The 24640-nt window shown below is 72.0% G+C and carries 28 protein-coding genes and 1 pseudogene; 12 read left to right on the plus strand and 17 right to left on the minus strand.

What is annotated here, in order from left to right:
* Positions 1–110 precede the first annotated feature (110 nt).
* Positions 111–953 carry a DUF4111 domain-containing protein gene (locus F4562_RS06050; protein ID WP_184543983.1) on the plus strand — a complete coding sequence of 281 codons (843 nt, stop codon included), beginning with the start codon at positions 111–113 and terminating at the stop codon, positions 951–953.
* A gap of 445 nt (positions 954–1398) precedes the next feature.
* Positions 1399–1989: a GNAT family N-acetyltransferase gene (locus F4562_RS06055; protein WP_184543981.1), complete on the plus strand. Its 591-nt coding sequence runs from the start codon at positions 1399–1401 to the stop codon at positions 1987–1989.
* A gap of 224 nt (positions 1990–2213) precedes the next feature.
* Here the strand turns inward: F4562_RS06055 and F4562_RS06060 are convergent, their stop codons facing one another.
* The 9 genes from F4562_RS06060 to F4562_RS06095 all read right to left on the minus strand — a co-directional run bounded on the left by F4562_RS06060 (position 2214) and on the right by F4562_RS06095 (position 8792).
* On the minus strand, positions 2214–3185 hold the full coding sequence (locus F4562_RS06060; protein ID WP_184543979.1) for an NAD(P)-dependent alcohol dehydrogenase: 972 nt from the start codon (positions 3183–3185) through the stop codon (positions 2214–2216).
* Positions 3182–3415 (minus strand): helix-turn-helix transcriptional regulator, encoded by a 234-nt coding sequence (locus tag F4562_RS34640; protein WP_375782482.1) that lies wholly within the window; start codon positions 3413–3415, stop codon positions 3182–3184. The genes F4562_RS06060 and F4562_RS34640 overlap by 4 nt, the downstream gene beginning before the upstream one ends.
* Positions 3409–3837 carry a hypothetical protein gene (locus tag F4562_RS34645; RefSeq protein WP_246473362.1) on the minus strand — a complete coding sequence of 143 codons (429 nt, stop codon included), beginning with the start codon at positions 3835–3837 and terminating at the stop codon, positions 3409–3411. The genes F4562_RS34640 and F4562_RS34645 overlap by 7 nt, the downstream gene beginning before the upstream one ends.
* A 199-nt stretch (positions 3838–4036) precedes the next feature.
* A complete protein-coding gene (locus F4562_RS06070) occupies positions 4037–4207 on the minus strand; it encodes a hypothetical protein (RefSeq protein ID WP_184543977.1) in 171 nt (56 codons plus the stop codon).
* Positions 4208–4284: 77 nt separating this feature from the next.
* Entirely contained in the window at positions 4285–4617 is a 333-nt protein-coding gene (locus tag F4562_RS06075) for a putative quinol monooxygenase (protein ID WP_184543975.1), read from the minus strand.
* Between the two features lie 110 nt (positions 4618–4727).
* Positions 4728–5279 carry a hypothetical protein gene (locus F4562_RS06080; protein ID WP_184543973.1) on the minus strand — a complete coding sequence of 184 codons (552 nt, stop codon included), beginning with the start codon at positions 5277–5279 and terminating at the stop codon, positions 4728–4730.
* Between the two features lie 7 nt (positions 5280–5286).
* Complete coding sequence (locus tag F4562_RS06085; RefSeq protein WP_184543972.1) at positions 5287–6039, minus strand: lysophospholipid acyltransferase family protein; 753 nt, start codon at positions 6037–6039, stop codon at positions 5287–5289.
* A 117-nt stretch (positions 6040–6156) separates the two neighbouring features.
* Positions 6157–8022: a thiamine pyrophosphate-binding protein gene (locus F4562_RS36220; protein ID WP_184543970.1), complete on the minus strand. Its 1866-nt coding sequence runs from the start codon at positions 8020–8022 to the stop codon at positions 6157–6159.
* A complete protein-coding gene (locus tag F4562_RS06095) occupies positions 8019–8792 on the minus strand; it encodes a cyclase family protein (protein WP_184543968.1) in 774 nt (257 codons plus the stop codon). The genes F4562_RS36220 and F4562_RS06095 overlap by 4 nt, the downstream gene beginning before the upstream one ends.
* Positions 8793–9005: 213 nt before the next feature.
* Here F4562_RS06095 and dhaK point away from each other — a divergent pair, with 213 nt between their 5' ends.
* The 3 genes from dhaK to F4562_RS06110 all read left to right on the plus strand — a co-directional run bounded on the left by dhaK (position 9006) and on the right by F4562_RS06110 (position 11095).
* Positions 9006–9998 (plus strand): dihydroxyacetone kinase subunit DhaK, encoded by a 993-nt coding sequence (gene dhaK, locus F4562_RS06100; protein WP_184543966.1) that lies wholly within the window; start codon positions 9006–9008, stop codon positions 9996–9998.
* Between the two features lies 1 nt (position 9999).
* On the plus strand, positions 10000–10653 hold the full coding sequence (gene dhaL / locus F4562_RS06105) for a dihydroxyacetone kinase subunit DhaL (protein WP_246473363.1): 654 nt from the start codon (positions 10000–10002) through the stop codon (positions 10651–10653).
* Between the two features lie 70 nt (positions 10654–10723).
* Positions 10724–11095: a PTS-dependent dihydroxyacetone kinase phosphotransferase subunit DhaM gene (locus F4562_RS06110; protein WP_184543963.1), complete on the plus strand. Its 372-nt coding sequence runs from the start codon at positions 10724–10726 to the stop codon at positions 11093–11095.
* A 174-nt stretch (positions 11096–11269) separates the two neighbouring features.
* Here the strand turns inward: F4562_RS06110 and F4562_RS06115 are convergent, their stop codons facing one another.
* The 5 genes from F4562_RS06115 to F4562_RS06135 all read right to left on the minus strand — a co-directional run bounded on the left by F4562_RS06115 (position 11270) and on the right by F4562_RS06135 (position 14974).
* Positions 11270–11632: a hypothetical protein gene (locus F4562_RS06115; protein WP_184543961.1), complete on the minus strand. Its 363-nt coding sequence runs from the start codon at positions 11630–11632 to the stop codon at positions 11270–11272.
* 444 nt (positions 11633–12076) lie between these two features.
* Entirely contained in the window at positions 12077–12991 is a 915-nt protein-coding gene (locus F4562_RS34665; RefSeq protein WP_311734109.1) for an ASCH domain-containing protein, read from the minus strand.
* A 111-nt stretch (positions 12992–13102) separates the two neighbouring features.
* Entirely contained in the window at positions 13103–13507 is a 405-nt protein-coding gene (locus F4562_RS06125) for a hypothetical protein (RefSeq protein WP_184543959.1), read from the minus strand.
* Positions 13508–13526: 19 nt separating this feature from the next.
* Entirely contained in the window at positions 13527–14084 is a 558-nt protein-coding gene (locus F4562_RS06130) for an AAA family ATPase (protein ID WP_184543957.1), read from the minus strand.
* Positions 14081–14974 carry a hypothetical protein gene (locus tag F4562_RS06135; RefSeq protein WP_184543955.1) on the minus strand — a complete coding sequence of 298 codons (894 nt, stop codon included), beginning with the start codon at positions 14972–14974 and terminating at the stop codon, positions 14081–14083. The genes F4562_RS06130 and F4562_RS06135 overlap by 4 nt, the downstream gene beginning before the upstream one ends.
* Before the next feature lie 423 nt (positions 14975–15397).
* Here F4562_RS06135 and F4562_RS06140 point away from each other — a divergent pair.
* Positions 15398–15776, plus strand: a pseudogene (locus tag F4562_RS06140) (transposase); the annotation flags it as partial.
* A gap of 209 nt (positions 15777–15985) precedes the next feature.
* On the opposite strand, the gene F4562_RS06145 reads toward F4562_RS06140, so the two are convergent.
* On the minus strand, positions 15986–16240 hold the full coding sequence (locus tag F4562_RS06145; protein WP_184543951.1) for a Smr/MutS family protein: 255 nt from the start codon (positions 16238–16240) through the stop codon (positions 15986–15988).
* Between the two features lie 127 nt (positions 16241–16367).
* Between F4562_RS06145 and F4562_RS06150 the strand changes: the two genes are divergently transcribed.
* From F4562_RS06150 to F4562_RS06170, 5 genes are read left to right on the plus strand one after another with little or no spacing between them, the layout of a single operon-like run.
* On the plus strand, positions 16368–17924 hold the full coding sequence (locus F4562_RS06150; protein WP_184543949.1) for an ABC transporter substrate-binding protein: 1557 nt from the start codon (positions 16368–16370) through the stop codon (positions 17922–17924).
* Positions 17921–19111 (plus strand): ABC transporter permease, encoded by a 1191-nt coding sequence (locus tag F4562_RS06155; RefSeq protein ID WP_311734108.1) that lies wholly within the window; start codon positions 17921–17923, stop codon positions 19109–19111. Before F4562_RS06150 ends, F4562_RS06155 begins: the two co-directional genes overlap by 4 nt.
* Before the next feature lies 1 nt (position 19112).
* The gene (locus F4562_RS06160) at positions 19113–19949 is read left to right on the plus strand and encodes an ABC transporter permease (RefSeq protein WP_184543947.1); all 837 of its coding nucleotides are present in this window, start codon (positions 19113–19115) and stop codon (positions 19947–19949) included.
* 22 nt (positions 19950–19971) lie between these two features.
* Positions 19972–20934, plus strand: a complete 963-nt coding sequence (locus tag F4562_RS06165) for an ABC transporter ATP-binding protein (RefSeq protein ID WP_184543945.1) — start codon at positions 19972–19974, stop codon at positions 20932–20934.
* Complete coding sequence (locus F4562_RS06170) at positions 20918–21565, plus strand: ABC transporter ATP-binding protein (RefSeq protein ID WP_184543943.1); 648 nt, start codon at positions 20918–20920, stop codon at positions 21563–21565. The genes F4562_RS06165 and F4562_RS06170 overlap by 17 nt, the downstream gene beginning before the upstream one ends.
* A gap of 178 nt (positions 21566–21743) precedes the next feature.
* Here F4562_RS06170 and F4562_RS06175 read toward each other — a convergent pair whose 3' ends face one another.
* Together F4562_RS06175 and F4562_RS06180 are read right to left on the minus strand one after the other, a co-directional pair.
* A complete protein-coding gene (locus F4562_RS06175) occupies positions 21744–22172 on the minus strand; it encodes a CBS domain-containing protein (RefSeq protein ID WP_184543941.1) in 429 nt (142 codons plus the stop codon).
* Positions 22173–22354: 182 nt separating this feature from the next.
* Positions 22355–23554 carry a PucR family transcriptional regulator gene (locus F4562_RS06180; protein WP_184543939.1) on the minus strand — a complete coding sequence of 400 codons (1200 nt, stop codon included), beginning with the start codon at positions 23552–23554 and terminating at the stop codon, positions 22355–22357.
* A gap of 185 nt (positions 23555–23739) precedes the next feature.
* Between F4562_RS06180 and F4562_RS06185 the strand changes: the two genes are divergently transcribed.
* Positions 23740–24618: an ABC transporter ATP-binding protein gene (locus F4562_RS06185; RefSeq protein ID WP_184543937.1), complete on the plus strand. Its 879-nt coding sequence runs from the start codon at positions 23740–23742 to the stop codon at positions 24616–24618.
* Positions 24619–24640 lie beyond the last annotated feature (22 nt).

Consider the following 24640-nt stretch of genomic DNA (forward strand, 5'->3'; position numbering starts at 1 on the left):
GCGATCGGGACGACGAGGCGCGAGGATCGTGCCCGCCGCGGCGGGATGCCGTCTGCTCCGGCAAGCGCCACCGCGTACGGCACGACCGACAGCACGAGGAAAGGCGAACATTGATTTCTTCACGTGAGATCGACCCCGCCCGGGAGCCGTGGAGTCTCGCGCGGCACTTCGCGAATCGACTGGCCGACGCCCTGGACGGCGTTCTCCGCGATGTCGTGGTGATAGGGTCCGCATCGCTCGGGGACTGGCAGGCGAACAGCGATATCGACCTCGTCTGCACGGTCGGGCGGGAGCTGGATTCACAGGCGCGTGACGCCGTCTCACCGCTGCACGGGAATTCCTGGAATGAATACGGTCACACGATCGACGCGATGTACGTGACGAGCGACGCTCTGGCCAAGGGCCCCGAAGGCATCCCGTCCGTCGTGGCGTCGGTCGCCGGAACTCTGCAGGCCGAGTCGACGGACGGACCGCTGAACTGGGTGACCTGGCTCAACATCGTGCAGTCCGGTGTGAGCGTTCCGCTCACACCGGACGGCGTGATGACGACGGTCGATCCGCAGGACAGCGGGATCCCCATCCGGGAGGAAACCCTGCGCGAAGGGGCTGTCAGGTTCTCCCGCGCGAATCTGGACGAGTACTGGCGCAACAGGGCCGACCTGTCCGAACAGATGTATCCGCAGCACAGAGCAGATCAGTCGGTACCGACGTTCGAGATCGAGTGGATGTCCCTGGGACCGGCTCGCCTGCTGGCGACCGTCCTCACCGGACGCATCGTCTCGAAGTCGGAGGGCGGGGAGCTGGCCGCCGACAGGTTCCCGGAGTTCGGCCCGCACCTTGAACGGGTGCTGGACTCCCGCAGGGGGGTGGACCCCGCAAGGACGTGGGATCGCGGCGACCTGGAGCGTTCGCTCGAACTCGCCCGCGCCTGCGTGCGACTCGGCACGGACTGACCGCACGGACTGACCGCACGGACACCCGGGGCCTGTACGGGCAGAGCGGAACAGGCTCACCGGATGGCGCACCTGCGGCGGCACAAGAGCTCCTGATGCATGTGTTCGGTGCTGCGAAGTGCGAGGGCGGCCATCGTCAGCGACGGATTGGAGGTGCCCCAGCGAGGGTGGAAGAATACGGGCCGGAAGAAGGCTCCGAGTGTTCCCAGAATGAGGCCGGGCAGCAGGGCCTGGAATACATGAGCCTTCAGAAAGCCAGAAGGCTGGGATACTTGAAGGACCAGCGGCGGCGGAAGGTTTCCCCGGCCGACGCACTCGGCGAGTCCCGGTGTGACACCTGCGTTCACAGCAGCACGCCACGTTGTCCGGCGGTGCCCCACACCGGACGGTGCGCTCGATCGATAATCACGTTGCGACGCCCCGCGGTATTCGTGACCATCGAGGCATGAGACCGCGACCGGTGATCGATCTCGGAGAGGTCGTCCTGCGGCGTTGGCGGCCGGAGGACTTCGAGACCCTGTTCCGGCTGATCGAGGAGTCACTGGATCATCTCCGCATGTGGCTGCCGTGGGCGGCCGGGCACAGCAGCCAGACCACCGCCGACACCCTGGCCCGCCACGAGCTGCGCTGGGAGCAGGGTGAGGCCTACAACTACGCGATCGTCCACCGCGGCACGGTCGTCGGCAGTTGCTCGCTGTTCGGCGGTGCGGAACCCGGCGGGTGGGAGGTCGGATACTGGCTGCATCCCGCCGCCACCGGTCACGGCCTGGCGACGGTAGCCGTCACGGCCCTGACCGAGCAGGCCTTCGCACTGCCGCAGGTGGCCTACGTCGAGATCGTTCATGATGCCGCCAACGCCGCCAGTGGCGCGGTGGCCCGGCGTGCGGGTTTCCATGAGGTCGGCCGCCGGACTCCCCAGCCGCCGCCGGCTCCCGGGGACGACGGCGTCGATGTGGTCTGGCGGCTGTCACGACCCGCGCGAAACCTGACTCGGACCGTTCCCGGCGGGCGAGGAGAACAGGCCGGGCACGAGTAGAGGTGCGGCACCGGCGGGCTCCGGTGATCGGGTGATCCGCGGGCCGGGCCGGTCACAGCGGAGCGCCGCCGAACCTGATCTCGTTCCCTTCGGGATCGCGGTAGACGGCCTTGCGCTCCGTTGGAGGAGGTCTCCCGCTCTGCGGGGACGATCCCCCGCTCGGCGATCCGCGCGACGCGCGCGTCGAAGTCGTCCACGAAGATCATGTGGATGGCGTGGCCGCCTCACACGGTGATGACGACCTTGCCCCGCGTGTGGCCCTCGCCCACGTACCTGACCGCGTCGGGGGCCTCGTCCAGCGGGTACGTCCTGCCGACGACCGGGGTGAGCCGGCCGGTCTCGATCAGCTCCGCCAGGAGACGAAGGTCCTGCTCACGCGGTATCGACATCAGCATGAGCAACCGGTGGCCCACGAACGGCGACAGCAGCACCGCCCGGAGCTGACGGTCGATGCTGCCGATCCACCGCCCGCCGCCCTCACCGCCCATGATGACGAGCGTCCCGCGCGGGGTGAGGACCCGCCGCAGCCGGGACAGCGGGCGGTTGCCCGCGATGTCGAGGATGAGGTCGTAGCGGGACGGCAGGTCGGTGAAGTCCTCGCGCGTGTAGTCGATGACGTGGTCGGCGCCGATCGAACGGACCAGGTCCGTCTTGTCCGGGCCGCACACGCCGGTGACCTCCGCGCCGAACGCCTTGGCCAGTTGCACCGCGAACGTCCCCACCCCGCCTCCGGCCCCGATGACCAGCACCTTCTGGCCCGGCTGGACCGCGCCTCGATCGCGGAGACCCTGCAGGGCCGTCTGAGCGGACACCGGTACGGCCGCCGCCTGCTCGAAGGTGAGACGGGACGGCTTCGGCGCGAACTTGTCCTGCCGCCCGCGGGCGTACTCGGCGAAGGAGCCCTCGCAGGTGCCGAACACCTCGTCCCCCGGCCGGAAGCGGGTGACGTTGCGGCCCACCGCCTCCACCCGGCCCGCCACGTCCATGCCGCGTACCCGTGTCTTCGGCGCGCGCAGCCCGAAGCCGAACAGGCGCAGCAGGTACGGCCGGCCCGTCACGAGGTGCACGACGCCCGCGTCGACGCCGGCCGCGTGCACCCGGACGAGCACGTCGTCGTCCCCGGGCACCGGCGGGTCGATGTCCCCGAGCTTCAGCACGTCGGCCGGGCCGTAGGTGTCCTGGACGATCGCCTTCATGAGTTCTCCTCAGCGCTGCCGGGGTACTGGAACACGTCGTCGAGCGGGACCCCGAACACCCGCGCGATCTGGAAGGCCATCTCCAGGGACGGCGAGTAGCGGCCCTGCTCGATGGCGATGACGGTCTGGCGGGTCACGCCGATGCGCTTGGCCAGCTCCGCCTGGGTCATCTCGCCGTGGGTGAACCGGAGGGACCGGATCGAGTTGGTGACCCTGGTCGGCTTCACCACGGCCAGAAGCCACGGCGGTAGGCGACGATCTTGGCGACGGATCCGAGGATCGCGGACAGGACGAACGCCAGGTAGAGCACGTTGGCGATCCAGAACTGGTCCACCCGGGCCATCGCCAGGACACAGGCCACGACGCCGCCGACGACGACGAACGACTGGCCGGCGTGCTCACCGAACCGGTTGATCTCCCGGTCGCGCTGGTCCCTCTGGCCCGCGTCCTGGGGGGCCATGGCCGCGGCCACGACACGGAGCACGATCCCGGCGAGGATCGCGGCGCCGATGGTCCACAGCATCGCCGGCACATAGGGCACCTCGGCGAGCGGGGTGGAGCCCGCCCGTACGAGGAGCAGGGTGAGGTACGTCGCGTAGGCGGCGGTGCTGACCCCCGCCATGATCCACGCGAGCTTCTCTTCGAACGGCATGCCATGAATGTAAAGCAACGTGGACACGATGTCTAATTTTCTTTACATCAAACGACGCGACTCACGGCCGACGAATCGTGCCGGGCACACGTGCCGTACGCCGGCCGCCGCGGGCCGGCGGACCATTTCGATCACGACGATGAGCGCGAAGCCCATGCCGAACATCTTCCCGCCGCTCCGGCCACCGGCGACTCCGGGTTCAGCGCCGGTGGCCCTGCCCGGCGGCCAGGAACCACACGACGACGACGGCGAGCAGGGCGACGGCCGCGGCCACCCGGAAGGCCAGAGCGGCGATCGGGTTGAGCGGGGCACCCGAGTTCACATATACGAAGACTGTTCCAAAAACTGCGCCGATCAACATAGCGGTCATCCGTTGCATGGAAAGCACCGTACAAGCGGCTTGATCCGAAGGGCGGGAACGACCAGAACGAGCCCTCTCCCGGCGGGTCAGCCCCGCCCGGGAACCTCCATCTCCCCGAGGAGGGACCAGTCGTCCTGCAGGATCGTCGCGTTGACGATTCGGGGCGTCTCGGCGAGATGCGGCGGGAGCGTCCGCTGCGCCTGCTTGAAGTGCTCGGACCGCACGTGCTCCGCCCCGGCGTCGGCGTCGCGGAAAGCCTCGACCAGGACGTACTCGGACGGGTCGTCGACGCTGCGGGACCAGTCGAACCACAGGCAGCCCGGCTCGGCGCGGGTCGCCCGGGTGAACTCCCCGGTGATCTCGGGCCACCGGTCGGCGTGCTCCGGCAGCACCCGGAACTTCGCGGTAATGAAGATCATTTGTTTCCTCTTCGCAGATGGATGGTGGGGGTGCACCCCCACACGGCCCGCCGACGATGCTAACGACTGCCCCGCCCACCCGGTGTGAGGCGGGTGGGCGGGATGGGGATTCAGGAGTAGGCGGCCACCATGCCGACGACGACCCCGACGAGTGAGACGGCCACCAGGAGACCACCGAAGGCCACCGCGGCGCGGCGGCCCCGGCGCACCCCGAAGACGTACATGACCACGTACGGCAGGAAGGCGAACACGCCGACGCCGAGGAACGGCAGGGTCAGCGCGGCGAGGATCCCCGGGGTGCCGGTGGGCACCGCGCGGTCGCCCTCGGGAGTGAGCCGGGCCCGTTTGACGTCACCGGCGGAGGAGTCGGGCGAGGCGTCGACCGGGATCGCCGCTCCCCCTCCGTCTGGCGTGAAACTGCCCTTGCAGTCGTAGCGGCCCTCGCCCAGGTCCTCGCACGAGACGACGGTGAGGGTGCCGGGGGTGCCGACGGAGCCGGTCGCCAGCTTCAGGTCGGACACCGCGGACACGAAGGGCAGCACGCCCAGGCCCACCCAGAGCAGCAGCAGTATCGTCATGCCGATCGGGCCCGGCGTGCGGCCGGGGCCGGGGCGCGGCCCCGGCTGGAAGGCGCGGGCGAGGTTCTCCAGCGCGTCGCTCATGGGAACGTCACGGCGCCTTCCGTGCCGCCCTGGCCTCCGCCTCCTCGGCGTCGAGCTTGGCGGCCTCCTCCGGGGTCGGCGCGGTGCCGCCGAGGTGGCGGGGCTGCCACCACACGCCCGGCGGGATCTCCGGGTAGCCCCGCTGGGCCTCGTCGAGCATCGTGCTCATCCGCCCGCGCAGGTCCGTGGTGACGGCGTCGTAGTCGTCGCCGCGCTTGGGGGTCATCGGCTCGCCGACGACGATGGTGATCGGCACGTGCCGCTGGAGCAGCCTGCGGGGACGGCCCTTGGTCCACAGCCGCTGGGTGCCCCAGAGTGCGATCGGGATCATCGGGACGTTCGCGGCGACGGCCATCCGGACCGCACCGTTCTTGATCTCCTTGACGGTGAAGGACCGGCTGATCGTGGCCTCGGCGAACACGCCCACGACCTCGCCGCCGCGGAGCGCCTTCAGCGCCGCGCCGAACGCGGCGGCGCCGGCCGCGCGGTCGACCGGGATGTGGTGCATGCCGCGCATCAGCGGACCGGAGATCCTGTGGTCGAAGACCTCCTTCTTGGCCATGAAGCGCACCAGGCGCCCGGCGGGACGCGCGGCCAGGCCCGCGAAGATGAAGTCGAGATAGCTGATGTGGTTGCTGACCAGCACGGCTCCGCCGGTACGCGGGATACGGTCGGCACCCTCGATGCGGATCTTGAGGTCCAGCGCGCGGAACATGGTCAACGCCGCCCCGATGACCGGGGGGTACACGATCTCAGCCATGGCTGAACCGTACCCCAGCCCTCCGCCCCCCGGCCCCTCCCGCCCGCCCCCTTCCTGACCGGCCGCCCGCCGTGCGGGAGAAGGGTCGTCCGGGAGACGCGGGCCCGGACCCGTGTCTCAGTGACCCCGGAACGCCTCCTGAAGCCACCATGAGCCGCCGGAGCGGCTCACCAGGGCGTGGACCAGGAGCGGACGGTCGCGGGGCCCGTCCAGCCAGCCGGCCACCGCGGCGAGGTCCTCCCGGTCCCGTACGGTGACCGCCCGGCAGCCGAAGCCCCGGGCGATGGCCGCGATGTCGGCGGGCGGGAAGGTCACGGTGGCCAAGGGGTGCCCGTCCGGGCCGAAGTGGTGCACCTCGGCACCGTACGCCTCGTCGTCGTAGACCACGATCACCATCGGAAGGCCGAGCCGGACGACGGTCTCCAGCTCCGCGACGCCCATCAGCGCGCCGCCGTCACCCAGCGCGGCCACCGGGAGCCGGTCCGGGCGGGCCAGGGCCGCCCCGACCGCGGTGGCCAGACCGAGGCCGATCGACTGGAACGACTGCGTGAAGCAGAAGCCCTCCTCGTCCGGGACATCGAGGAACATTGACGGATATCCCATGAAATTTCCGGAATCGACGGAGACAACGCGTTCCGCGGGGAGCAGGTCGTCCAGCCCGATCGTCAGGGTGCGCGGGTCGATCCTGCCCGCGCCGCCCTCGTCGGCGTAGGGCACGTCCCGCCACCGGACCTCCGCCGCGATCCGGCGGGCCAGCTCCGCCGAACGGTATCCGAGCCGCTCCCCCGAACCGGGCCGCTCCCACGGCCCGAACTGCTCCTCCGGCCCGGATCGTTCCTTCGGCCCGAACTGCTCCTCCAGCCCGGACCGTTCCCCCGGCCCGCCCCCGGAGTCCCGGTCCGCGGCGTGCGGGCCGCCGCCGGGGGCGTACGGCCCGTCGTCGAGCAGGCCGGTGACCGCCCGGGCGGTGCGGGCGACGTCACCGGTGACGCCGAGACTGATCGGGCGGTGCGCGCCGAGGGCGTCGTCGTCCAGGTCGACCTGGACGACGACGGTGTCCGGGCCGATCAGCGTGCCGTGGCGGGTGGTCCACATGTTGAGCGCGCAGCCCCAGCCCACGAGCACGTCGGCGCCACGGATCAGCTCGGCGGCGAGCGGTGAGGCGAAGCCGCCGCTGACGTCCAGGTCCCACGGGCTGCCCCGGAACAGGCCCTTGGCGACCGCGGACGTCGCCAGCAGCGCGCCGGTCCGGCCGGCCAGTTCCTCCAGCTCGCGCCGGGCACCGCGCGCTCCCCGCCCGGCCACGAAGACCGGGCGGCGCGCTCCCGCGAGGAGCGCCGCGAGCCGGGCCGCCTCCGTGCCCGGGGGCTCCGCCGGCGGCCGGTCCGCCTCTCCGCCGGAGCCGCCCTCCGCCGCGACCGGCGTCCCCGGCACGCCCACCGCCGCAGGCGCCGGATCCGGTCCGGATCCCCCGGCGACACCCGGCGCACGGACGGCGGGGACGGACCGGGACTGCACGTCCAGGGGCAGATTGAGCAGGACGGTGCGGCGGCCGTCACGGGCGGTGCGGAACGCCTCCACCGTCTCGGCCACGGCGGTCTCGGCGGAGGTGACGCGCAGGGAGCGCGCACCCACCGCCTCGGCGAGCGCGGCCTGGTCGACGAAGAAGTTGGAGCGGCGCTCGGTCGTCTCGCCGGCGAGCACCACGAGCGGGGTGCGGCTCTTGGCCGCCTCGGCGATGCCGGTCATCGCGTTGGTCAGGCCGGGCCCCTGGTGCACGGTGAGCACGCCGACCCGCCCGCTCAGCCGCGCGTAGGCGTCGGCCATGGTCGCCGCGCCGCCCTCGTGGCGCGCGGCGACGTAGCGCACGCCGTGCGCGACCATGGCGTTGGTCACGTGGAAGTTGCCGCTGCCGACCACCCCGAAGGCGGTCTCGACCCCGAGGGAGGCGAGGGCCCGGCCCACCGCCTCGGCGACGTTCACCGCTCGACCAGGGCCAGCACCCGCACCGGGCTGCCGGAGCCGCCGACGATGGGGAGCGGCGGGGCGACGACCACCGCGCCGACGGCCGGGAGGCGGTCGAGGTTGCGCAGCTGGGTCAGACCGTACTTCCCGGCGCCCAGCAGGAACGAGTGGCACGGGAAGGCCGGGTCGAACCCGTGCGCGGCGCCCGCGTCGGTGCCCACGGTCTCCACGCCCAGCCCGGCGATCGGCGTCTCCTCCGCCAGCCACCTGGCGCACTCGACCGACACGCCGGGCGTGTGCGGGCCCGTCTCGTCGGCGTTCAGGAAGCGCTCCTGGTCGTGGGCGTAGGCGTCCCAGCCGGTGCGGTAGAGCAGCCACCCGCCCTCGGGCAGCGGCCCGTTGGCCTCCTCCCACGCCCTGACGTGCTCGACCCGGAGCAGGAAGTCGGGGTCCTCGGCCGCCTCCGCGGCGAAGTCGAGCACCACGGCCGGGGCGATCAGGCGGCCGACCGGCACCTGCGAGACGTCCTCGCCCTCCTTGGCGGTGACCCAGTGGACCGGTGCGTCGAAGTGCGTTCCCGTGTGCTCGCCGGTCTCGAAGTCGTTCCAGTACCAGGCGGGGCCGCGGTCGTCGTACCGGCTGATCTCCTTCAACGTGAACGGCACGGTGTTGCCGAACGGTTCGGGCAGCCGCAGGATCGGCGTCTGCGACGACAGCGGCGCGGTGAGGTCGACGACCTCGATCCCGCCGTCACGGATGCTCCGCACCAGATCCCGCAACACCGACATGACGCCTCCCACCTCCGGCACCGGAAAACGGCCTGGCCAGATCCTCCTACAGCGTCGCGGTCACCGCCACCTCCACGGGCCCGGCACGGGGGCGGTTCTCCGGCCGAAGAGCCCGGCCGGTGTCCGTCGGCGGTTCTCCGGCCGAAGGGCCCGGCCGGTGTCCGTCGGCGCCGGTGCTTGCCATCTCCGGCGAACAGAGCGACGTTGGGAGACGTGAAGAAGCTCATCAACGGTGTCGAGTCGGTCGTGCCCGACGCGCTGCGCGGCATCGCGGCCGCCCATCCCGGGCTGCGGGTGGACGTGGAGAACCAGATCGTGTTCCGGGACTCGGGGCCCCGCCCCGGCAAGGTGGGCCTGGTGTCGGGCGGCGGTTCCGGGCACGAGCCGCTGCACGCCGGATTCGTCGGGTACGGGATGCTCGACGCGGCCTGCCCCGGTGAGATCTTCACCTCTCCCGTGCCCGACCAGATGATCGAGGCCACCACGGCGGTGGACGGCGGGGCCGGTGTCCTGCACATCGTGAAGAACTACACCGGTGACGTGCTGAACTTCCAGCTGGCCGCCGAGCTGAGCGCCGAGGAGGGGGTGGAGGTGGCGAGCGTGCTGGTCGACGACGACGTGGCCGTGCGCGACTCCCTGCACACCGCCGGACGCCGGGGGACCGGCGCCACCGTCTTCGTCGAGAAGATCGCCGGTGCGGCGGCCGAGAGCGGTGCCCCGCTGGCCGAGGTCGCGCGGGTGGCCGGAACGGTCAACGCCCGCAGCCGCTCCTTCGGGGTGGCGCTCAGCGCCTGCACCACCCCGGCCGCGGGCAGGCCCACCTTCGCACTGGGCGACACCGAGGTCGAGCTGGGCATCGGCATCCACGGCGAACCCGGCCGGGCCCGCTCGGCCATGCGACCGGCCGCGGAACTGGTCCGGGTGGCGATGGACGCCCTCCACGAGGACCTGCCGCTCTCCGGCGACGTCCTGGTCATGGTGAACGGCATGGGCGCCACCCCGCTGATCGAGCTGTACGTCGCCTTCGCCGAGGTCTCGGCCTACCTCGCGGAGAAGGGCGTGACGGCGGCCAGGAGCCTGGTCGGTGACTACGTCACCAGCCTCGACATGCAGGGATTCTCGATCACGGTCTGCCTGCTGGACGACGAGCTCGTCCGCCTGTGGGACGCGCCCGTGGAGACACCCGCCCTGCGCTGGGGCCGTTGAGATGGCCACCGGGTTTGAGATGGACACCGCGTTCTTCGCCGCCTGGATCGAGGAGAGTGCCCGGTCCGTCGCCGCCGGAAAGGAGCGGCTGACCGACCTGGACGCCGCGATCGGCGACGCCGACCACGGGAGCAACCTCGACCGGGGCTTCACCGCGGTCGTCCGGGCTCTCGCCGTCAAGGAGCCGGACACCCCCGCCGCACTGCTGACCGTGGTGGGCACGACGCTGATCCGCAAGGTCGGCGGCGCCTCCGGCCCGCTGTACGGTACCGCGTTCCGGGAGATGGGCAGGGCACTGGGCGACCTGGGCGACACCGCCGAGGTGTCCCCCGGCGAGCTGTGCGCCGCCCTGGAAGCCGGGCTGGCCGGAGTCCGGAGGCTCGGATCCGCGGCGGAGGGCGACAAGACCATGGTCGACGCCCTCGCCCCCGCGGTGCGGGCGCTCCGGCGGGCCCTGGAGGAGGGCTCGGAACCCCGGGAGGCGGCGGCCGCCGCCGCGGCGGCGGCCCGCGAGGGGGCGGAGGCCACGATCCCGATGCGGGCCCGCCGGGGGCGGGCCAGCTACCTGGGCGAACGCAGCGTGGGTCACGAGGACCCCGGTGCCGCCTCCACCGCGCTCATCCTCACCGCCCTGCACACGGTGGCGGCGCGATGACCCGGCACCCGCGTCCACCGGGCACCGCCCGCGTTCGCGACGCCCTCGCCCGGCGGGAGGGGACGCGGCGGTGGTAGGGATCGTCCTCATCTCGCACAGCGGCCCGCTCGCGGCGGAGGTCGCGCTGCTGGCCGCGCAACTGGGCGGCGCGGGCGTTCCGCTGGCGGCCGCGGGAGGCGCCGAGGACGGCGGCCTCGGCACCAGCCCCGACCTGGTGGCCGCGGCGATCGAGGAGGTGGACCGGGGGGACGGGGTGATCCTCATCCCCGACCTGGGGAGCTCGGTGCTCACCGCTCGGCTCTTCGAGGAGGAGCGCGTGGTGATCGCCGACGTGCCGTTCGTGGAGGGGGCGATCGCGGCCGCGGTGTCCGCGGGCGCGGACAGCCCGCTGGAGGCCGTCCTGGCGGCGGCGGAGGAGGCCAGGACCTTCCGCAAGCTCTGACCCGCGGGCCGGGCCGAAGCCGTGGCTCAGGCGGTCCTCCGGGGCGGGCCGGAGCCGCGGGCCGGACCAGAGTCGCAGGGCGGACCGGAGTCACGGCTCGGGCGGTCCTTCAGACCGGGCAGGGGAAGGCGGCCCCGCCCTCGACGGGGGCGGGGCACCGGCGCGGCGTACCGGTCAGCGGGTGGCCAGAAGACCGTCCAGCAGCCCGATGACGGCCTGGACCGGCGGGGGCGTGGCGCCGAACTCCACGTCGGTGCCGCTGACGGAGTCCATCACGGTGACCGAGGTCTGCGGCAGCCCCCAGCGGTCGCCGCCGTCGTGGCCCACGCCGACCTCGATGCCGGAGAAGGTGATGTACTCCCAGTTCTTCAGGTCCCTTCTCAGCGCCTCGTGGCCGCGCGAGGTGGCCCACTCGGCGACGGCGGTCAGGATGCCGCCGAGCACGTTCTCGCGCTCCTTCAGGTCGCCGTACTGGAGTTCCTCGATCTGGCGGTCCAGTTCGGCGCGCTGGGCGAGGAGGGCGTTGATATCGGTCATGGGGGGAGGGCCTTTCGGGAACGTGGAACGTGTGCGGTCGGGAACGGCGGGCTCTCTGCGAGATCGTTCCAACCGGGACGCGGTCACCGCCCGGGCAGGACCCCACCGCCCCCGCGACCCGCCGAAAGCTTCACCGATCACCAGATGGGACGTTGCCATCAGGCGATCACATAATGGTGCCGTACCACCCCACTCGCCGTCGATCCATTGACATCACCTCATATCCGGAATTCGGCGATTCCACGGTCCTGGAACGACGGTCCTGGAACGACGCGGGTGAGACGCCCGGGGGTACGCGGCCCTGGAACGTCTCGCGGAACGGGCCGCCGCGCCGGATCCCGCCTGACAAGTCCGTCTCCGCGCCGACCGGCGACGGGGCGGGGCGCTTTCCGGCCCGCCCGTACCGGGCTACCCATGTGCGGCTCAGGGAGCACTGGCCCTTCCTCACACCCGCGTGATCTCGATCGCCAGAACACCCAGGGCTTCCTTCTCCGGGCCGTAGATGCGGCGGATGTTGGCCAGCTGCTCCTCACGTGGGCTGTCCGGGTTGACGTTGGCCGGCCCCTCGGTGTCGAGCATCTCCTCGAATGAGGTGTAGCGAGCCACCCGCTTCACCTGTACCAAGCACTCGTCGGTACCGCAGGCGAAGCGGATGTACTGACCGGCGGCGAGGTTGCGCAGGTTGGCGTACTGCACGCGGACCTCGATCGCCTTACGGCCGGAGACCACCAGGTCGAAGTAGCGCCGGTAGAGGTTCATGTGACGGGCACGGGGCGGACTGGTCGGGGTGACGGTGCGGGCGCTCATAAGGCGGTCGACCTCCAAGGTCGTGTAGGAGCGGTAGAAGTGCTTGGGGTCGGACAGCATGAGCCGGACGAGCCAGACCATCGCGTCCACGTAGTCGTCGATGCTGCCGTTCCACTCGGTGGCGTTCAGCATCCACGGCTGCGCGCCGGGCGGCGGGGCGACCTTGTTGTCTCGGATCAGAGACTTCGACAGCTTGGCCCCGGTGTCGGTCAGGATCATCGGAGTGAAGATGCGCGCCGGCGGGTGGATGCCGTGCAGGGCAGCGAATGCGGTGTCGACGAGCTGGCAGCCGGGCGCCCAGTCGCCGCCCTTGACCATCACGGGCAGGGTGGCGGCCTCGCCGGCCAGGACGCGCTCCTTGACCAGGTTGCGGTACAGGGTGGCCAGGTCGATGTAGGCGTTGTCCTCGGGGATCACGGTGACTTCGTAGTCGCCGTGGTCGGTGCAGACCGCGGTGAGCGTCGCCGAGGCGTCACCGATATGGATCAGCCTGGTCCGCTCAGCGCGTTTCTCGGCCCATCCGCAGGCCGGGCAGGGCAGGCGCAGGTGCACGACGCCGTGGGAGGGTGACAGCGGCCAGCGGATGGCGTCCAGGTGGCGCAGGGTGCGCAGGAACTCCGCGCGGAACGCTGGGGTGGTCTGCTGCTCGGTGTAGGTCTCGATCTAGTAGTCGATGCCGGTGGCGTCGGCCAGGGAGTCGAAGAACGCCCGGTAGTTCTTGTCGATCATGTCGTTCACGCCGTCGGCGCCGAGGGCGTGGTGATAGGTGACCTGGTAGGCGTGGTGGGTTTCCGGGTCGAGTTGAACGTCGTAGGGGGCGTTGTCCAGGGCGCCGAAGCGCACCACGGCCTCGACGGCGAAGGCGCGGCGGGCGGTGGCGGCCAGCAGGAACGCGGCCGTCTGGACCAGGGAGGTGCCCAGGTGCGGGGTGCCGTTGATCTGCGTACCGACGCAGAACGCGACCAGGGCCGGCCGACGGGCCTGGATCTGCGGGCGGATCATGTCGATCGCCCGGACCATGGCGTTGGCGGTGACGTTGTTCGGCGAGACGAGCGAGATGGAGTTCATGGCTCTCCTCGGACACGGGTCATAAGGGGACGGGGAGGTTGGCGATGATGAAGTCGACGCGCGCGGCGGCGTCGTCGGCGGGCACGAAGATGGGCTGGTATCCGGCGTCGTAGTAGCCCTGGATGATGAGCTGGTGGACGCGGGCGATCTCGCGTTCCTTGGCCCAGACCAGGTCATCGGCGCTGGTGAAGTTGTCCAGCGGGTCCAAGGCGAACACCCGGTCGTAGCGGTAAGCGCGGCTGGCCTCCTCCAGTTCCGGGTACGGGCTGAGACCGAAGAAGCGGTCCCAGCCGTAGCCGTCGGGGATGCCGCGGTTGTAGAAGCGGGGGCCGTGCTTGTGGGAGCTGTACTCGGAGATGAAGCCGGCGAGGACCTCGCGGGAGTACTCCCGCCGGTCGCCGACCTGTAGGTGTCGGCCGAGGCGTTCCCGGTGGGCGCGGTAGATCTCCCGGGCGATCTCTCCGTCCGAGCAGGGGATCCCCCGCTCGTGCAGGCAGGTGAAGAGGCTGTCCTTACCGGTGGAGGGGCCGCCGGTGATGACGTAGCGGCGCGGGGCTGACGTCGTGGGAGGGGTCACGATGCCGTCCTTTCGGTCGTGCTGGTGGTGCTGATCGCGGTGTGCCAGACGTCGCGGTCTGCGGCGTCGACCCGGGCCAGGAAGTCCTCCCGGGTGGCGGCGAGGTGCGCGGCGGCCGACAGGTGATCGATCACGTCGTCGGGCAGCGGCGGGATCCATCCGGCCAATCGGGCCATGCCGCGCGGGGTGAGGGTGGTCTCGGCGTGCAGGAGCGCATCGCCGTAGGCGGTGCGGTAATCGTCGGCCGCGGCCAGCACCTGCGCGTAACGCCACATCGTGGTCTCGGCCGCGCGTCGGCGGTCAGAGGCGGGGGCGTCCATGCTGATCAGCCGGGCCAGGTCGAGCAGCTCGGCACGCAGCGCGTAGATCGCCGCCCACAAGGTGGACAGCATCCGCTCGTGTTCGACTGCTTCCCAGGCGAAGACGTCGGCGGGCAGGTGCAGCGGTCCGCGGCTGGCCGCGGTCAGCATCGGCGGTGCGACGTGGACGGCGGTGACCTCCTCGGAGTCGGCTGCGAGCATGTCGGCCAGGAGCCGGCACAGCCGCGGCTCGACACGCTTGCGGAAGTGGTGGACCTCATAGCCGGCGGCCTGCGCCGCTGCGGCCCTGCGGTCGGTCAATGAGGCTCCGGCCGTCCCTGGTGAGGCTCCGAACAGGATCCGGGCCGCGTCGGCAAGGTCGTGCTTGAGCTGGGCGAGCTGCCAGCGCAGCACCCCGTCCAGGGCACGGGCCCGGCTCGCCGTGCTGCGCGGGTCGGTGGCGCGTAGAGCGACCCCGGAAAGAGCCAGCAGGGCCGGCGCGGTGAGAGTGGAGGGCACCGGTAGGCCGGTGTGGAGGAAAGATCGCAGCTCGGTGGCGATGTCAGAGGGCTGCGGATCGGGTGGCGGCATGGGGTTCCACCTCCTTGTGAGGACGATGCCCAGTAAATGCCCAGTTGCAATGCCCACGATATGCCCAGCCCTGGAGAATCGCAGCCTTCCGCTGTCGCGATTTTGAGGATCTTCCCGGAAGCGCCAGCCGTTGGCGGTGCCCCGCCACCCCTGACGGGGCACCGCCAACGGCTGGCGCTCGACGACGTCTCGCCTGGATGCCATCCAGCCGCGTCTGCCCCCCCCGCTGGCGGTCCCTGGTCTGCGCACCATCGCCCGCGGGGAGTTGGAAAGCGCGACGACACGGCACGGGGGCGTCCGGGCCGCCGCGCCGGCTCATGAGGTGAAGGTGTCCACGGCCCGCGTCCGTTGCACCAGTTCCACCTGGATGGCCAGCTCCTGCGCGAGTTCCTCGGCCGAGGAGCGCAGGAGCGTCTCGCACACGCCGCCGTCCTCACCGGCGGCAACCGCGGGCGACGTCACCCGGTTGGTGCCGCTGTTGCAGGCCGTCCCGCCGGTGCGCGGCAAGCGCGGCCGCCCGCGTCGGCGCCCCGAGGTCGTCCCAGGTGATCGCGGCTACGACCACGACAAGCACCGCAGGCAGGTTCGTGCCCTCGGCATTCGCCCGCTGATCGCCCGCCGCGGCACCGAACACGGCTCCGGTCTGGGCACACAGCGCCGGGTGGTGGAGCAGGCCTTCGCCTTGCTGCACCACTTCCGCCGGCTGCGGATCCGCCGGGAGGTCCGCGCCGACATCCATGAGGCCTTCCTCAAGCTTGGGTGCGCGTTGATCTGCTGGCGCCGCCTCAGCTCATTGTGTTAGCAGCTCTTAAGGAGTAGCCGGGCGAGCGATGATTCGAGACCGGACAGCAAGAGCCCCGACCCGAGAAGGGGCGGGGCTCTTGCGTCTCAGGGCACACGGCGGGCACACCACCCCCAGACGACCTGAGATCAAACGAGATCCAGCAGGACAAGAAACCCCAGCTCAGACGGGGTAGGGCGGGAGTCTCCGCAGGCCGGAGACCCCCTTTCCTACTTGTGCCGGAAGTAGACGAACAGCCGGCCGTGGTTCTTGGAGTCCTTGTCGATGCGGTGGTAGAGGGCCTTGATCTCCTTCTGCTCCAGGAAACGCAGGACCTTCTTCTTGAGCTGGCCGGAGCCCTTGCCCGGGATGATCTCGACTTCGGTGGCCCGCTTCCTGATGGCCTCGTCGACGACGTCCCGCAGTGCTTTGTCGATCTCTCCGCCCCGGTTGTAGATGGGGTGCAGATCCAGCTTGAGCTTCACCAGGCCTCCCGCGCGTCACCTGGGGTCAGTGTACGCATCGCCGCCGTCCGCAACGCGATGGTAGTTGCCACCAAGTCGCAATAAGGTTATGTTCCGGGTGGTTTTGTCGATTTTTGGAAGGGGTCAAATGAGGCTGGCTCGACGCCTGGCCACCCTGTCCGCCGTGTTCGGCCTGCTCACGGCAGCCTGTTCCGCACCGACCACCGGCACCCCCGCCCCCGGCGACGCCTTCGTGATCGGTCTCAGCTCCGAGTTCGACACCCTCAACCCGGTGATGGGCTACTCCCCCGACGGGGGGTCGCTGATCTACGAGGGCCTGATGAGCCGCGAACCCGACCTGTCGATGAAACCGGCGCTGGCCGCGACGGCGCCGGTGACCTCCGCCGACGGCAAGACCGTCACCTTCACCCTGCGCGAGGGTGTGAAGTTCCACGACGGCAGGCCGGTCACCGCCGCCGACGTGGAGTACACCTACGAGGCGCTGCTGGAGGAGGCCAACAACTCCCCCATCCGGGGCGACTACACGGCGATCGAGGAGGTCGCCGCACCGGACGCCAAGACGGTGGTCTTCACGCTGAAGCACCCGTACGCCCCGCTCGTGCAGCGCACCACGCTCGGTGTCGTGCCCAAGGGCAGTCCGCTGACGGGTGACCCGCCGCCCGGCGCCGGGCCCTACCGGTTCGTGTCGCGGACGCCCGGCGACAAGATCGTGCTGGAGGGGAACCGGGGCTACTGGGCCGGTGCCCCGGCCATCACCCGGCTGGTCCTGGCCTTCGCCGAGGACGACAACGTCCGGGCGGCGCGGATGTCGGCCGGGGAGTTCGACGCCACGATCCTCCCGCCCAAGGCCGCGGCCCGGTTCGACGGACAGCCGGACATCACGGTCCACCGGGTGCCCAGCGCCGACTACCGCGGCATCATGTTCCCGCTGAAGCAGCCGGTCACCGGTGACCGGACGATCCGCAGGGCGTTGAGCCTGGCCATCGACCGCGGCGCGATGGTGGACACCATCCTCGCCGGGGCGGGCCGGCCCGCCTTCGGGCCCGTCTCCCCCGACACCGCCTGGCACAATCCCGAGGTGACCGGTCCGGCCGCGGGCGACCCCGAGGCGGCGAGGAAGCTCCTGCAGGACGCCGGGTGGAAGGCCGGCGACGACGGCATCCGGGTCAAGGACGGCAGGCGGGCCGAGTTCTCCCTGATGTACCCGGCCGGTGACACGCTCCGCAAGGAGCTCGCGCTGGCGGTGGCCTCCGACGCCCGGAAGGTCGGCGTCGACGTGCGGCTCGCCGGGCTCGACTGGGACGCGATCGAGCCGCGCATGTCCGAGGACGCTCTGATCATGGGCTGGGGCAGCCCGTACGACCCCGACTACGTCAACTACGAGCTCTTCCACTCCGCCTACGCGGGCAAGGGCTTCTTCAACCCGGGCGGGTACGCCAACCCGAAGGTGGACGAACTGCTGGAGACCGGCCGCGCCTCCGGCGACGAGGCCGTCCGCAGGCAGGTGTACCGCGACTTCCAGAAGATCGTGCACGACGACGAGGTGTGGACGTACCTCGTCTTCCTCAAGCACGTCTACGTGATCCGCGGCAACCCCGCCGGCGTCCGGCCCGGGGTGGACGCCCACGAGCACGCCACCGGCGGCCTGTTCCGCGACATCCACACCTGGAGGCCCGCGTCGTGAAACCGGCCACGTCCTCCGGGGAGCACGTCCCCGGCGGCACGGAGAGCGGGCTCCCCTCCGCTCCCGGCGCACCCGGGCTCCTCCGCACCGTCCCGGCCGAACCCCTCGGCGCCGTCCCCGCCGGACCCGGCGTCCCCGGTGCGCCGGAGCCCCTCCCCTCCCCCGGCGGCGCCGGCGGGGGAGGGCGGCCCTCCTCCGGCGGCCTGGGGGCGGTGGTCCTGCGCCTGGTGGCCTGGCGGCTGGCGTTCGCCGTGCCGTTGCTGATCGCGGTGACCGCCGGCATGTTCGCCCTGGCCAAGGCGTCCCCGTTCGACCCGGTCCGCCAGTACCTGGGGGATCGGGCGACGGTCACCGACCCCGAGGTGGTCGAGCGGATCCGGGCCAACTGGGGCCTCGACCGGCCCGTCCTGGAGCAGTACGCGACCTGGGTGGGCAACCTGTTCCGCGGCGACCTGGGCGACTCGCGCTCGCTGCATCTGCCGGTGACCCAGGTCATCGCCGAACGCCTGCCGTGGACCCTGCTCGCCACCTCGGCGGCGATCGTCCTCATGCTGGCCGGGAGCCTGCTGGTGGGCACGCTCGCGGCGTGGCGCGAGGGCTCGTGGGCGGACCGGCTGATCACCGGTGGCGCGTTCGCCAACGAGGCGGCCCCGGTGTTCTGGCTCGGTCTGCTGGCCGTGTGGGTGTTCTCGGTTCAGTTCGGCTGGCTGCCCGCGGGCGGCCTGACCAGCGCCGGGTCGTCGACCGTGGAGGCCGGGGACGTGGCCGCGCACATGATCCTGCCGGTGACGGTTCTGGCGGTCTCCCAGTCGTCGTGGCTCGTGCTGTACGTCCGGGAGTCGGTCATCGGCACCCTGCGCGAGGACTTCGTCGTGGGTGCCCGTGCCCGCGGCCTGCGCGAGCGGACGGTGGTCGTCCGGCACGCGCTGCGCTCGGCGCTGCTGCCCTTCCTGACCCTCCTCGGCGCGCGGGTGCCCGAGCTGGTCACCGGGGCGATCCTGGTGGAGACCGTCTTCTCCTGGCCGGGGGTCGCCTCGGCCTCGGTGCAGGCGGCCCTGGCCGTGGACTTCCCGCTGCTGGCCGCGCTCACCCTGCTGGGCACCCTGGCGGTGGTCTGCGGGAACCTGCTGGCCGACGTGGCGTACACGGTCGCCGACCCGCGCGTGCGAACCCTGGGGGTGGGCTGAGATGCGGTGGTGGACCGAGGCTCCGCGTACGGCGCGACTGGCCGCGGTGACGCTGGTCCTGCTGGGCCTGGCCGTGCTGCTGGTGCCGCCGTTCGCCCGGCTCGACCAGCAACTGGTCGAGCTGCGCTCGGCGGGGCTGCCGCCGTCCCTCGCGCACCCGTTCGGCACCGACCAGGTGGGCCGGGACGTGCTGTTGCGCTCCGTCTACGGCCTGCGCGTGTCGTTCCTGGTGGGCCTGGTCGCCGCGCTGGTCAGCATGGTGATCGGCGGCCTGGTGGGCCTGGCCGCGGGCAGCCTCGGCGGCATGCCCGACCGCCTGCTCATGCGGGTCGTCGACGGTTTCAACTCGGTGCCGCACCTGCTGTTCGGCATCTTCATCGTGGCGCTGTTCGCGCCGAGCCCGGTCGCGGTCGTCGTCTCGGTGGGCGTCACGCACTGGACGACGGCCGCCAGGATCATCCGCTCGGAGGTGCTGTCGCTGCGGTCACGGCCGTTCGTGGAGGCGGCGATCTCCGGCGGCGCGGGTCGTTCGCGGGTGATCCGCCGTCATCTGCTGCCCCACCTGCTGCCGCACCTGCTGCTGGCCACGGTGCTGATGGTGCCGCACGCGATCTGGCACGAGACCGCGCTGAGCTTCCTGGGCCTGGGGCTCCCCGCCCACCTGGCCTCGCTCGGCAACATGATCAGTGACGGACGGCACTCGCTGCTGGTCGGCGACTGGTGGTCGAGCCTGGTGCCCGGCCTGTTCGTGCTGGTCCCGACGCTGGCCGTGGCGGTGCTCGCGCAGTACTGGCGCGACCGGCTCAGCCCCCGCCGGCGATCGGAGCTGTCCCTGTGAACCGGTCCGTGCTGGAGGATCTGTGAACGCGCTCGTGGTGGAGGATCTGACGGTCTCCTTCCGGATTCCGGGGGCGACCGTGCGGGCCGTGACCGGCGCCTGTTTCGAGGCGCGGCCCGGCCGCTGCCTGGCGCTGGTCGGTGAGTCCGGCTGCGGCAAGTCGGTGCTGGCGCACGCGCTGCTCGGCCTGCTGCCCGGCAACGCCTCGGTCTCCGGGAAGGCGTGGCTGGAGCAGGGGGACGAGCGGGTGGAGCTGCTCGGTGCCTCGCAGGCCGTGCTGGCGCGGCGGGTGCGCGGCCGCTCGATCGGGTTGATCCCGCAGAGCCCGGCCACCCATCTCACCCCGGTGCGGACCGCGCGAGCGCAGTTGCAGGAGGCGCTGCGGGAGCTGGGCACGCCCGCCGCGCAGGTCAGGGAGCGGGCGGACGTCCTCGCCGAACGGTACGGGCTGCGACCGGCCGACCTCGACCGTTACCCACACGAGTTGTCGGGGGGCATGGCCCAGCGGGTGGCCAACGCGATGGCGCTGGCCGGGGACCCGTGGCTGTTGCTGGCCGACGAGCCGACGAGCGGGCTGGACCGGCCGCTGGTCGACCGGGCGATGGCGGCGCTGCGCGGGCTGTGCGACGAGGGCAGGGCCGTGCTGCTGATCACCCACGACCTGCGCGCGGCCGAGCAGGTGGCCGACGACCTGGCGGTGATGTACGCCGGCCGTCTGGTCGAGACCGGGCCCGCCGAGCGGGTCCTGAACCGCCCCCGTCACCCGTACACCGCCGGGCTCCTCGACGCCCGGCCGGACCGGGCGTTCGTCCCCGTCCCCGGGATGCCGCCCGAGCTGACCCGGCTGCCGGACGGCTGTGCCTTCGCCCCGCGCTGCCCGGCGGCGAGCCCCGCCTGCGGGGAACCGCCGCCGGTGGCGGACGGCGTGGCCTGTCACCACCCACTGGAGCGTCCCCTGGAGGCCGGCCGTGCTCAAGGCCAGTGACGTCACCGTCAGGTACGGCAGGCAGACGGTGCTGGACCGGGTCGGCTTCACCCTGGAGCCGGGCCGGGTGACCGGTCTGGGCGGGCCCAGCGGCTGCGGCAAGTCGACGCTGGCGCGGGTGCTGGCACTGATGCTCCGGCCCGCCTCGGGCACGGTGACGCTGGACGGCCACCCCGTACGGGGCTGGCGGCAACGCGCCGACCGGGAGCTGCGCATCTCGGTGGCGCTGGTCTACCAGCAGCCGCGGCTCGCGGTGGACCCCCGGCTGACGCTGACCGAGATCATCGCCGAGCCGCGGGCCGCGGTGGGCAGGCCGGATCCGGAACGGACGGGCGAGCTGGCCGCCGAGGTCGGCCTCACCCCCGACCTGCTGACCCGGCGTCCGCACGAGGTCTCCGACGGCCAGCTCCAGCGGGCCTGCCTGGCAAGGGCTCTCTCGCTGGAACCGCGCTACCTGATCTGCGATGAGATGACCACGATGCTGGACGCCTCCACCCAGGCCCACCTGGTGGCGGTCGTCAACGCCTACCGGGAGCGGACCGGCGCCGGTGTGCTGGCCATCAGCCACGACGACGTCCTGCTGGGCCGCTGGGCCGACTCCGTCACGACGTTCGGCCGGTTCGGCGGTTGACCGGGGGGCGTCCGGGCGGGCACGCGCCTCCCGGACGCTCCCCCGCCGTGGCCGGCCGCCGTGAACGGTCCCCCGCCGTTGACGACGTGCCCCCGGCCGCGGCCCGGACGGCCTCGGCTTCCCGCGTCGGCGGCAGCCGCCCGCCGGCCCGGAGCCCCGGCCCGGCGGGCGGTGGGCGTCAGCGGTGGAGGTAGTCGACCAGGTACGCCTTCTCGGTCTCCAGTTCCTCGATGGCGCTCTTGACCACGTCGCCGATGCTCACGATCCCGGCCAGCCCGCCGTCCCGCATGACCGGCACGTGCCGGATCCGGTGCGTGGTCATGGTGTGTCGCAGCTCGTCGACGTCGGCGTCGAGAGAGCAGGTGCGGACCTCGGCCGTCATGATGGACGACACCGGGGCGTCCAGCACGCCCGCGCCGCGGTCGTGGAGCCGGCGCACGATGTCACGCTCGGAGACGATGCCGGCGATCGACGAGCCGTCCTCGGACACCACCACGGCACCGATGTTGTTGTCCGCCAGGACGGCCAGGAGTTCGGCGACCGTCACGTCGGGACGGACGGTCGTCACCTCGGTTCCCTTGTGCTGCAGAATCCTACCGATCAGCATCGACACCACCTCGGTTCACGCCTGCGGGGTATTCATATCCCTTGCCCCGCCGGGCATCCCGCTAAGCGCGGACAGCGGTGGAGCGTGCGGTCCCGGGCCGTCGCCGGCGCGGAAACCGGTGATCGCCGGGTCGGTGCCGGCCGGGGCGTGCGACCGCCGGGGGCCGGCCCAGCCCGTGACCCTCAGGTCGCCGGCAGCAGCCGCACCGCGTCGAGGGCCAGGGCGAGCTCCACGATGTCCAGGGGACGCGACAGCGAACGGCCGGTGAGCTGCTCGATGCGGCGGATGCGGTTGAAGACCGTGTTGCGATGGCAGTACAGCTGCCCGGCGGCGCGTACGGCCGAGCCCTCGCACCGCAGCCACACCTCCAGGGTGCCCAGCAGCACCTCCCGGTCGGCCTGGTCGAGGGCGAGGATGGGCCGGAGCACAGCCGCGCTGAGGTGACCGGCCAGCTCCGGCTGGCTGACCACCAGTGCCGCCGGCAGCCTGTCCTCCAGCCTGACGATCTGCGGCCCCTCCCCCACGCAGGTCCGCAGGGCCAGCTCGGCGAGCCGGCGGGCACGGCCCAGCTCGGCCAGGCCCTCGACCACCGGGCTGATCCCCGCGTACCCGGCGACGTGCGGACGCAGCTCACGGGTCAGGTCGTCGGCACCCGCGTCGTGCAGCAGGACCACCGACACCTCGTCGTCGGGACGCATCCGCCACAGCAGCCGCATCGCCCCCAGGGCGGCCGGTCGCACGGCCTCGTCCCCGTGGTCGGAGCGGCCGGGCAGCCGGGTGACGACCACCGCGTACCGGCCGCGTTCGGGCAGGTCCAGCGCGGCGGCCGCGCTGCGGACCAGGGCGGCGTCGGCCCGGTCCCGCAGGAGCGCGTCGAGCAGCGACTGCACCCGCTCGGCTGTGCGGCCGAACATCTCCGCCTCCCGCCTGCGGTAGGCGTCCGCGGCGGCGATGGCCTGCCGGTCGATGGCGTGCCACACCTTGGTGGCGCTGCGGGTCAGCACCGGCAGGTTCTCCAGCTCCTCCTCGGTGACCACGTCGATGAGGGCGTCCCACATCACCTCGGCGGAGAGCCGGTAGCTGCGCAGCAGCGAGTCCATGGGCAGGCCCTGCTCCGCTCTGCGCCGCGCCGTCTTCTCCGCCTGCGGCACGTCGCGCCGCTCGGACCGGGGCAGCAGGATCGCGCCGATGCCGTGGTGCATGGCGTCGTAGACGCTCTGCCAGTGGTCGTCGGTGGGCACCATCCGGCGGTACGCCTCGTCGGTGTCGCGGATCTTCGCGGTGAGCTCGTCGGCCAGCTCGGGGAGCCGTCCCATCAGCCGCTGGGCGGCCAGACGCATGATCCTGCGCACTTCTTCCTCGGTGACGTCGCGAGTCCCCATCCGGTGATGGTGTCAGCGCGACCAGCACCGGAACAAGGTTCTGTTATGTTTCGTGACCCTCGGCTGTGCCCGCGCACAACCAGCGCACGCCCGGCGTGGGCACCCGCCCCGACTTCACCGGGCCCCCTGGACGCCGGTGAACCACCTGGGTTGGGTGCGGTCATCGGCTCTCAGGAGGCATACACATGGACGTGCACGACCCTCGCCCCCCCGAGGGCTCCGGGCTGATCGTCAGGGACCTGGCGGTGAGCTACGGCCCGGTCGCCGCCCTGCGGGGGGTGTCGCTGGAGGTTCCGCGCGGCTCGATCGTCACCGTGCTCGGCGGCAACGGGGCGGGCAAGTCCACCCTGCTGCGCGCCGTGTCGGGCACGCTCGGCTTCCACCGGGGCGGGGTGACCGCGGGTGAGGTCCGCTTCGACGGGGCGAGACTGTCCGGGACGGCCGCCTCGTCCGTCGTGGCCGCCGGCGTCGTCCAGGTCCCCGAGGGCCGCCGGGTGTTCGCACGGATGACGGTCGAGGAGAACCTGCGGGCCGGCGCGCTCGGCGCGCGCGACCGGCGGGCGGCGGCCGAGTCCAGGGACCGCGTGCTGACGCTCTTCCCGGTGCTGGCCGAACGTGCCCGGCAGCGCGCGGGCCTGCTGTCCGGGGGCGAGCAGCAGATGCTCGCCATCGGCCGCGCTCTGATGGCCCGGCCGAGGATGCTCCTGCTGGACGAGCCCACCCTGGGCCTGGCCCCGATGATGGCGGCCAGGATCGCCGAGACCGTCCGCGAGATCAACGGCCAGGGCACGACGGTCCTCCTGGTGGAGCAGAACGCCGCGATGGCGCTGTCCCTGGCCTCCCACGCGTACGTGCTGGAGGTGGGCGAGGTGGTGCTGTCCGGCCCGGCCGGCGAGCTCGCCGCCAGCGACGAGGTACGCCGCCGCTACCTGGGCGTCGAGGACGACGGCGACGACGGGAACGGCGGGGGTGGGGACGGCGGACCGGCCGCGCGCACCTCGGGCGGTGCCCGCCGGGACCTTTCGGCGTCCCCGCGACCGGTCCTGGCGAGGTGGTCGGCGTGAGCACGACATACCAACCAGGCGG

Source organism: Streptosporangium becharense (assembly GCF_014204985.1).
In the GTDB taxonomy this organism is placed as follows: Bacteria; Actinomycetota; Actinomycetes; order Streptosporangiales; family Streptosporangiaceae; genus Streptosporangium; species Streptosporangium becharense.

What these genes read in the sequence shown, in the direction of transcription:
- F4562_RS06060 (WP_184543979.1), bottom strand. Translation starts at nt 3,185, where the DNA reads ATGAAGGCGATCGTCCAGGACACCTACGGCCCGGCCGACGTGCTGAAG.
- F4562_RS06185 (WP_184543937.1), top strand. Translation starts at nt 23,740, where the DNA reads ATGGACGTGCACGACCCTCGCCCCCCCGAGGGCTCCGGGCTGATCGTC.
- F4562_RS06115 (WP_184543961.1), bottom strand. Translation starts at nt 11,632, where the DNA reads ATGACCGATATCAACGCCCTCCTCGCCCAGCGCGCCGAACTGGACCGC.
- F4562_RS06160 (WP_184543947.1), top strand. Translation starts at nt 19,113, where the DNA reads ATGCGGTGGTGGACCGAGGCTCCGCGTACGGCGCGACTGGCCGCGGTG.
- F4562_RS06175 (WP_184543941.1), bottom strand. Translation starts at nt 22,172, where the DNA reads ATGCTGATCGGTAGGATTCTGCAGCACAAGGGAACCGAGGTGACGACC.
- F4562_RS06125 (WP_184543959.1), bottom strand. Translation starts at nt 13,507, where the DNA reads ATGAACTCCATCTCGCTCGTCTCGCCGAACAACGTCACCGCCAACGCC.
- F4562_RS06070 (WP_184543977.1), bottom strand. Translation starts at nt 4,207, where the DNA reads ATGACCGCTATGTTGATCGGCGCAGTTTTTGGAACAGTCTTCGTATAT.
- F4562_RS06180 (WP_184543939.1), bottom strand. Translation starts at nt 23,554, where the DNA reads ATGGGGACTCGCGACGTCACCGAGGAAGAAGTGCGCAGGATCATGCGT.
- F4562_RS06150 (WP_184543949.1), top strand. Translation starts at nt 16,368, where the DNA reads ATGAGGCTGGCTCGACGCCTGGCCACCCTGTCCGCCGTGTTCGGCCTG.
- F4562_RS34645 (WP_246473362.1), bottom strand. Translation starts at nt 3,837, where the DNA reads ATGCCGTTCGAAGAGAAGCTCGCGTGGATCATGGCGGGGGTCAGCACC.
- dhaL (WP_246473363.1), top strand. Translation starts at nt 10,000, where the DNA reads ATGGCCACCGGGTTTGAGATGGACACCGCGTTCTTCGCCGCCTGGATC.
- F4562_RS06135 (WP_184543955.1), bottom strand. Translation starts at nt 14,974, where the DNA reads ATGCCGCCACCCGATCCGCAGCCCTCTGACATCGCCACCGAGCTGCGA.
- F4562_RS06075 (WP_184543975.1), bottom strand. Translation starts at nt 4,617, where the DNA reads ATGATCTTCATTACCGCGAAGTTCCGGGTGCTGCCGGAGCACGCCGAC.
- F4562_RS06085 (WP_184543972.1), bottom strand. Translation starts at nt 6,039, where the DNA reads ATGGCTGAGATCGTGTACCCCCCGGTCATCGGGGCGGCGTTGACCATG.
- F4562_RS06095 (WP_184543968.1), bottom strand. Translation starts at nt 8,792, where the DNA reads ATGTCGGTGTTGCGGGATCTGGTGCGGAGCATCCGTGACGGCGGGATC.
- F4562_RS06055 (WP_184543981.1), top strand. Translation starts at nt 1,399, where the DNA reads ATGAGACCGCGACCGGTGATCGATCTCGGAGAGGTCGTCCTGCGGCGT.
- F4562_RS06080 (WP_184543973.1), bottom strand. Translation starts at nt 5,279, where the DNA reads ATGAGCGACGCGCTGGAGAACCTCGCCCGCGCCTTCCAGCCGGGGCCG.